Raw genomic sequence first — 6,933 nt, forward strand, 5'->3', positions numbered from 1 at the left:
TCCGGTACAATGCGCTCCTTATCGGAGAGTAGCCAAACCATGTCTGTACCACCGGCCATATTCAGCCATCGCCCCTATTGGGCCGAGTGCTTCGGCACAGCCCCCTTCCTGCCAACGAGCCGGGAAGAGATGGATGCGTTTGGCTGGGACAGCTGCGACATTATTATTGTCACCGGCGACGCCTACGTCGACCATCCCAGTTTTGGCATGGCAGTCATCGGCCGCACCCTCGAAGCGCAGGGCTTTCGCGTTGGCATCATTTCCCAGCCCGACTGGCAGTCGGCCGAGGCGTTCAAAATACTGGGGCGCCCGAACCTGTTCTTCGGTGTAGCCGCCGGGAATATGGACTCGATGATCAATCGCTACACCGCAGATCGCCGCCTGCGTCATGACGACGCCTACTCGCCCGATAATGTCGGTGGCAAACGGCCTGACCGAGCGGTGATTGTCTACTCTCAGCGCTGCCGTGAAGCGTTTAAAGACTGTCCGATTATTATTGGCTCCATTGAGGCCAGCCTCCGGCGTATCGCACACTACGACTACTGGAGCGACAAAGTTCGTCGTTCCATTCTGATGGACGCCCGCGCCGACTTATTGCTGTACGGCAACGCAGAACGAGCCATTATCGACCTGGCCCACCGCCTTTCCCGCGGTGAATCGGTGCAGGAAATTCGTGACCTCCGAGGCACGGCCTATATTTCTGATGGCGTCCCCCAAGGCTGGCAAGTCGTCGATTCCAGCAGCGTAGATCAACCGGGCAAAGTCGATCCGATCACCAGCCCCTACGTGGACACGAGCGCCGACCCGGCCTGTAAAACCGAGCAGCAGAATGCCAAACAGGCTGACGCAGAAGCGGTGCAGACCGTTACCCTGATCGATCCGCGCAGCGCCCGGCAGGAACGCGATACTGAACACACCGTCATCCGCTTACCGGATTACGAGACCGTAAAAAAAGACCCCGTCAGCTATGCTCACGCCGCTCGCGTACTGCATCTGGAAACCAATCCGGGCAACGCCAGGGCACTGGTGCAACGACACGGCGACAAGGACATCTGGCTGAACCCACCGCCGATTCCGCTTACCACGGAAGAGCTGGACTGGGTGTTCGAACTACCCTACCAGCGGCGCCCTCATCCGAAGTATGGCGATGCTCGCATCCCCGCCTACGAGATGATCCGGAACTCCGTCAATATCATGCGGGGTTGTTTTGGCGGTTGCAGTTTCTGCTCAATCACCGAGCATGAAGGGCGAATCATTCAGAGTCGCTCTCAGGAATCCATCGTCAAAGAAGTCGAAAAAATCCGTGACAAAACCCCCGGTTTTACTGGCGTCATTTCCGACTTGGGCGGCCCCACCGCCAATATGTGGCAACTCACCTGCAAGAGTGAAGCAATAGAAAAACGCTGCCGTCGCCTGTCTTGCGTATTCCCCGGCATCTGCAAAAACCTGAATACCGATCAAACGCCATTGATATCTCTGTACCGGGAAGTCCGCTCATTGGAAGGCGTTAAAAAGGTGTTGATCGCATCAGGCTTGCGCTACGACCTTGCGGTGGAAACCCCGGAGTATGTCAAAGAGCTGGTCACTCATCACGTGGGTGGCTATCTTAAAATCGCCCCGGAACATTCCGAAGACAGCCCGCTCAGCAAAATGATGAAGCCAGGCATGGGCAGTTACGATCGCTTCAAAGCGATGTTCGACAAATTCTCAAAGCAAGCCGGTAAAGAGCAATACCTGATTCCCTACTTTATTGCCGCTCACCCCGGCACGCGCGACGAAGATATGATGAACCTCGCGCTATGGCTGAAACGCAATGGCTTTCGGGCTGATCAGGTACAGGCCTTCTACCCCTCACCGATGGCCAATGCCACGGCGATGTATTACTCCGGCAAAAACCCACTGCGCAAAGTCAGCCGTCGAAGCGAAGATGTCTTCAGCGCGAAAGGGCTCAAACAGCGTCGCCTGCATAAAGCCTACCTGCGTTATCACGACCCCGATGGTTGGCCAGCGCTGCGTGAATCGCTTCTCAAAATGGGACGCCAGGATTTAATCGGCTACGGCAAGAAGCATCTTGTTCCACCCAAGCAACCGGCTAACTGGCAGCCCAAGAGCGGCAGGAAAGGCAAAATCCTTACCCAACATACGGGTTTGCCTCCGCGAAAACGGCAATAAAAAATTCATTTTATCCCTTGCAAAAGGCTTTCTATACCGCTTCAAGCTGTGTATATAATGAGCTTGCTGGCTATAGATGCAGCTTGGTTTTATGTAAAAGCACCACGAAGTCGTTTTAAGTACCTCGTTCTGTTTCATAACTACCCTGCCTATCTCAGCTCAAGCCATTCAAGGCAAACTTACAAAACGAGGTTTTAAACATGTCCAGAAGCACTGGTAAAGTAAAATGGTTCAACGAAACCAAAGGTTTTGGCTTCATTGAGCAAGACTCTGGCCCAGATGTGTTTGTACACTTCAGCGCCATCAGCGGCTCAGGTTTCAAAACCCTGGCCGAAGGTCAAGCCGTAGAGTTTGACGTGCAGAGCGGCCAGAAAGGCCCGCAAGCTGCCAACGTAACCGTTATCTAAAACGGCTGAGCAGGCAGCCGGTTGCTGCCTGCTTTCTTCCCCTCCTCAAAAGTATCACTCCGCAAAACCAACACTCCCCGTTGGCGCCAACTTCCTTTTAGTAGTTTAATTCTGAACTGATATCGCATCGGCACGCACAGCGCTGCATAACCTTTCTGGGAATGTTATGAAAAAAACCATCATCGCCACCCTTTTTCTCTCCACATTCAGCCTGGCGTCGCACGCCGGAAACTTTCGCTACGCGATCGACTACAGCAAAGCGATTGAGAACAGTCTAAACGAAGGTGGCGCACAAGGTGTTGAAGTGTCCGCCGCGTGGCATCCGGATGTTGCCTTTAACCAAAGCGGCCGGTTCAGCTTCTATATAGACAGCCAGCTCGGGGTCTTTGAATCAGATGCAAGGCGCGACAAGGGAGATAAAGCGATGATCCTTTCAGTGTCGCCCATGCTCCGACTGGAGTTATTCCAAATTGATGGACGGCGCGTGTTTGCTGAAGCCGGCATTGGCGCCAGTTATTTATCTGAAGATGTATTTGCCGACCAGCTCTACTCAACACACTTCCAGTTTCGCGACCGTCTAGCACTCAGCGTAGAACTTGATCAGGCCGGCGTGCATCAACTCAGCTTGAAGCGAACCCATTATTCCAATGCCGACATCGACGAGCCCAACCCCGGCTTTGACACCTGGTCGCTGTCTTACTCCAGAGCTTTTTAAATCCCGCCCGTCATTTCGTGTGCCGCAGATACCAGCAATAGTGAATCGGTTTGCTGCGGCGCTTGAAATCCTCGTCCAGCGACCACTGGCAGCGGTCTTCCACTGCGTAGCGCTCGCTCAGGGATGCATCCAATTCAAAGCCACGCTTGTTGGTCGAAAAAATCAGCAAACCCTCTTTCGATAAACAGCGCATAGCCTGTTCAATCAGCCAGGAATGGTCACGCTGGGTATCCAGCACATCGTCCATGCGCTTTGAGTTGGAAAAGGTCGGAGGATCCAGCAGGATCAGATCGTATTCGTCTTCGCAGGCCTCCAGCCAGCGCCGGGCATCACCCTGCTCGGTGCGGTGACGAATTTCACTCAATCCATTCAGCGACAGGTTCTGACGAGCCCAGCGAAGGTAGGTATGCGACATGTCTACCGACATGGTATAGCGCGCACCACCCAGACCAGCGTGTACCGAGGCGACGGCGGTATAACAGAAGAGATTCAGAAAGCGTTTACCCTTTGCCCGAGCAGCAATGTCGAGTCGCACGGGGCGGTGGTCGAGAAACAGCCCGGTATCCAGATAGTCGTGGAGGTTGACCAGCACTTTTGCCTGCCCCTCCCTCACTTCCAGTGTTTCGCCTTTTGGCGCACGCCGCTCGTATTGCGCACTGCCTCGCTGACGGCGGCGCTCCTTCAAGGCGATTCGCTCGACAGGCACCTCGAACACTTGGGCACAGGCATCCATTACTTCGCTGAGGCGCTTCTGCGCCGCATTATCGTCGACAGACGACGGCGCGGCATATTCACTGACGTGAACGGCGTTGCCGTAACAATCCACCGCTACCGCATACTCCGGCATATCGGCATCGTAGACCCGATAGCATTCAATACTTTCACGCCGGCGCCACTTCTCCATGCGCTTCAGGTTCTTGCGCAGCCGATTGGCAAACATTTCCGCACCAGAGGACAGAGGTTTGCTTACCGCAACCGGCCCCTCCCCACTGGGATCATCGACCCGATATTCCGGCAGACAGTGAAACAGCAGCAACTTGCTGGGAATGCTCGCATTCAGAAGCTGATATTGCCGATAGCTGCGCAAGCCCATACGCTTGCCCAGGTCGGGATTGCCGGTAAATACGGCAGCCTCCCAGCCGTTAAAGTCGTCGCGTAACGCCTGCCCCAAACGCCGGTATAAGTGCAGCAATTCGCCCTGCTCGCCAAGCCGTTCTCCGTAGGGCGGATTGCAGATCACTAACCCTGTCGCCTGTTCGCCCAGCGATGAACGGCTCAACGCAGATAACTCTTTGCGGCCGACGTTGACCACTTCAGCCAGTCCCGCTCTGCGGATATTATCCCGCGCCTGATCGAGCACCTTGCCACTGGCGTCAAAGCCACGAATAAGCGGCCCCTGCCGTTGTAATGCCTTTTGCTGAATAGCGCGAGCTTCGTCCAGCAATGCCGACCACAACTTCGCATCGTGGCCCCGCCAAGCCGAAAAGCCCCAATAAGAACGGTGCAGCCCCGGAGCAATATTCATGGCCATCATGGCCCCTTCGATCAACAGCGTGCCACTGCCACACATCGGGTCCAGCAAGGCGCCACCTCGACTGGCAATGCCTGGCCAATCGGCGCGAAGCAACAATGCCGCGGCAAGATTTTCCTTCAGTGGTGCAAGCGCACTGCTCTGCCGATAACCTCGCCGGTGCAGACTCTCACCCGATAAATCAATCGCCGCCAACACCTTGCCCTTTCGCAGTCGGACATGCAGGCGAATATCGGGCTGCTGCTTGGCAATAGATGGTCGGGCAAGACCGGCATCCTGAAAGCTGTCAACGACGGCGTCTTTGCACCGCAGCGCGCCGAAATGGCTGTTGCGAATATCGCGGCTTCGGCCCGCAAAATCTACCAACAAGGTGGCGCCTTCGGGAATATGCTCATGCCACGGTACAGTCCGCAGACCGCTGTAGAGCGCATCGGCGGTATCACCACTGAACTCCGTTAGAGGCAGTAAAACCCGGTTGGCGAGCCGCGACCAGAGACAAAGTCGATACGTTGTCTCAAGGCTCGCCGCCACCCTGATAGCGCCAACGGTTTCTCCGAGATGGCTGGCACCGAGAGATTGCGCTTCATCAGAAAGCAGGCCTTCAAGACCTTTGGGACAACTCAGTATCAGGGACTGCATATGACTCACCAAAACCCATCCGGGAAATAGAAAATGCTTGAAAATTTACGCCGCAACAAGTGCTTAGCTACTTATTCACCAGCCATCTAAAACTGCGCTTCTTTAGACGAAATTGGTCTTCGCAGCAATTATGAAAGTTTGCTTACATGAGGGTTCGGTTGCTGTTCAGCTGTCATAACAGCAACACCGGGTCACCGCCCTCAGCTTTTGTCCATCGTAACGCGGCGGTGAGTACACGTTGAAAAATGGAGGCATCTGCCCTATGAGAAGACAGAAACGCGATATGACCGAGCGCGCTTACCAACGTGGTTATCAAGCGGGTATTAGCGGGAGAAACAAGGAGAACTGTCCCCACACCCAGGAGCAACTCCGCCAACAGTGGCTGACCGGCTGGCGGGAAGGCCGAGGCGACCACTGGGATGGTATCGACACCGCCACCGCGCTCGAAAAGCAGCAGGCGTTTCACTGATTGATCCCCAGCAACAACAGCCAGTTCTGTGGCTGTAGCACTCCCAAGGGCCCGCACAACTGCGGGCTTTCTTTTTTCCGCAAGCGCTAACCGCGAGATCGACGCCCTCGCCCCGCAGAACGCGGCACGCGACCTCCCCCCTCTACCGCTTCCTGCACCGGCACCGACATCCCCGCCATCGCATAGACATCGCTCACCTCGTTTTCGGGCAACTCAATCCACTGGCCTACCTTCACCTTGGACGGAATGAAAACATTGCCGTAGCGAACTCGCTTGAGTCGATTGACCTGCAAGCCCTGAGATTCCCACAAACGCCGAACCTCACGGTTGCGCCCTTCCATAATGACCACGTAATACCAGTGGTTGATGCCCTCACCGCCGCCATCAACAATATCGGTGAAGCGAGCAACACCATCTTCCAATTGAACACCATCAACCAGTTGCTGAAGCATGTCGTCAGAGGCATTCCCCATCACCCGGCACAGGTACTCGCGCTCAATGACCGTCGAGGGGTGCATCAGCTTATTAGCTAGGTCACCATCGGTAGTGAACAGCAGCAAGCCGGTGGTATTGAAATCCAGTCTCCCTACGCAAATCCAGCGCTCACCGTTAAGGCGTGGCAGGCGATCAAAGACCGAGCGACGCCCTTCCGGGTCTTTGCGGCTACAGATTTCGCCTTCAGGCTTGTTGTAAAGCAGTACACGGGGCTTGGTGCTGCCCGTATCCAGCTTGACCGGTTTGCCATCAAATACGATGCGAGCAGTCTTGTCGACGCGATCACCAAGGGTGGCTGTTTCACCATTCACCTTGACACGCCCATCGGCAATTGCCCGTTCCATTTCACGACGGGAACCAATACCGGCTCGAGCCAGTACTTTCTGTAACTTTTCGTCTTCAGCACTCATTCGTGCGGTTTCTCTATCATTGTGTCGTCCTCATCGACGAGTGGCATTTCGGCTTCGGCTTCGGCTTCGGCTTCGGCTTCGGCTTCGGCTTCGGC

6 protein-coding genes are annotated in these 6,933 nt (G+C 55.3%); 4 read left to right on the top strand and 2 right to left on the bottom strand.

All coding sequences use genetic code 11. From position 1 onward, the window contains the following. Positions 1–39: 39 nt before the first annotated feature. The 3 genes from G411_RS18920 to G411_RS21255 all read left to right on the top strand — a co-directional run bounded on the left by G411_RS18920 (position 40) and on the right by G411_RS21255 (position 3,294). Positions 40–2,172, top strand: coding sequence for a YgiQ family radical SAM protein (locus G411_RS18920; protein WP_022957412.1), 2,133 nt, complete (start codon positions 40–42; stop codon positions 2,170–2,172). A gap of 200 nt (positions 2,173–2,372) precedes the next feature. Next, a complete protein-coding gene (locus tag G411_RS0101570; RefSeq protein ID WP_022957413.1) occupies positions 2,373–2,579 on the top strand; it encodes a cold-shock protein in 207 nt (68 codons plus the stop codon). A gap of 166 nt (positions 2,580–2,745) precedes the next feature. Next, positions 2,746–3,294 carry an acyloxyacyl hydrolase gene (locus G411_RS21255; RefSeq protein ID WP_022957414.1) on the top strand — a complete coding sequence of 183 codons (549 nt, stop codon included), beginning with the start codon at positions 2,746–2,748 and terminating at the stop codon, positions 3,292–3,294. 10 nt (positions 3,295–3,304) lie between these two features. Here the strand turns inward: G411_RS21255 and rlmKL are convergent, their stop codons facing one another. After that, a complete protein-coding gene (gene rlmKL / locus G411_RS0101580) occupies positions 3,305–5,464 on the bottom strand; it encodes a bifunctional 23S rRNA (guanine(2069)-N(7))-methyltransferase RlmK/23S rRNA (guanine(2445)-N(2))-methyltransferase RlmL (RefSeq protein ID WP_022957415.1) in 2,160 nt (719 codons plus the stop codon). 262 nt (positions 5,465–5,726) lie between these two features. Here rlmKL and rmf point away from each other — a divergent pair, with 262 nt between their 5' ends. Further along, entirely contained in the window at positions 5,727–5,933 is a 207-nt protein-coding gene (gene rmf, locus G411_RS0101585; protein ID WP_022957416.1) for a ribosome modulation factor, read from the top strand. Between the two features lie 86 nt (positions 5,934–6,019). Here the strand turns inward: rmf and rluB are convergent, their stop codons facing one another. After that, positions 6,020–6,838 carry a 23S rRNA pseudouridine(2605) synthase RluB gene (rluB, locus tag G411_RS0101590; protein WP_022957417.1) on the bottom strand — a complete coding sequence of 273 codons (819 nt, stop codon included), beginning with the start codon at positions 6,836–6,838 and terminating at the stop codon, positions 6,020–6,022. Between the last annotated feature and the right edge of the window lie 95 nt (positions 6,839–6,933).

Origin of the sequence: Spongiibacter tropicus DSM 19543, assembly GCF_000420325.1 — a bacterium.
Taxonomy (GTDB): Bacteria; Pseudomonadota; Gammaproteobacteria; order Pseudomonadales; family Spongiibacteraceae; genus Spongiibacter; species Spongiibacter tropicus.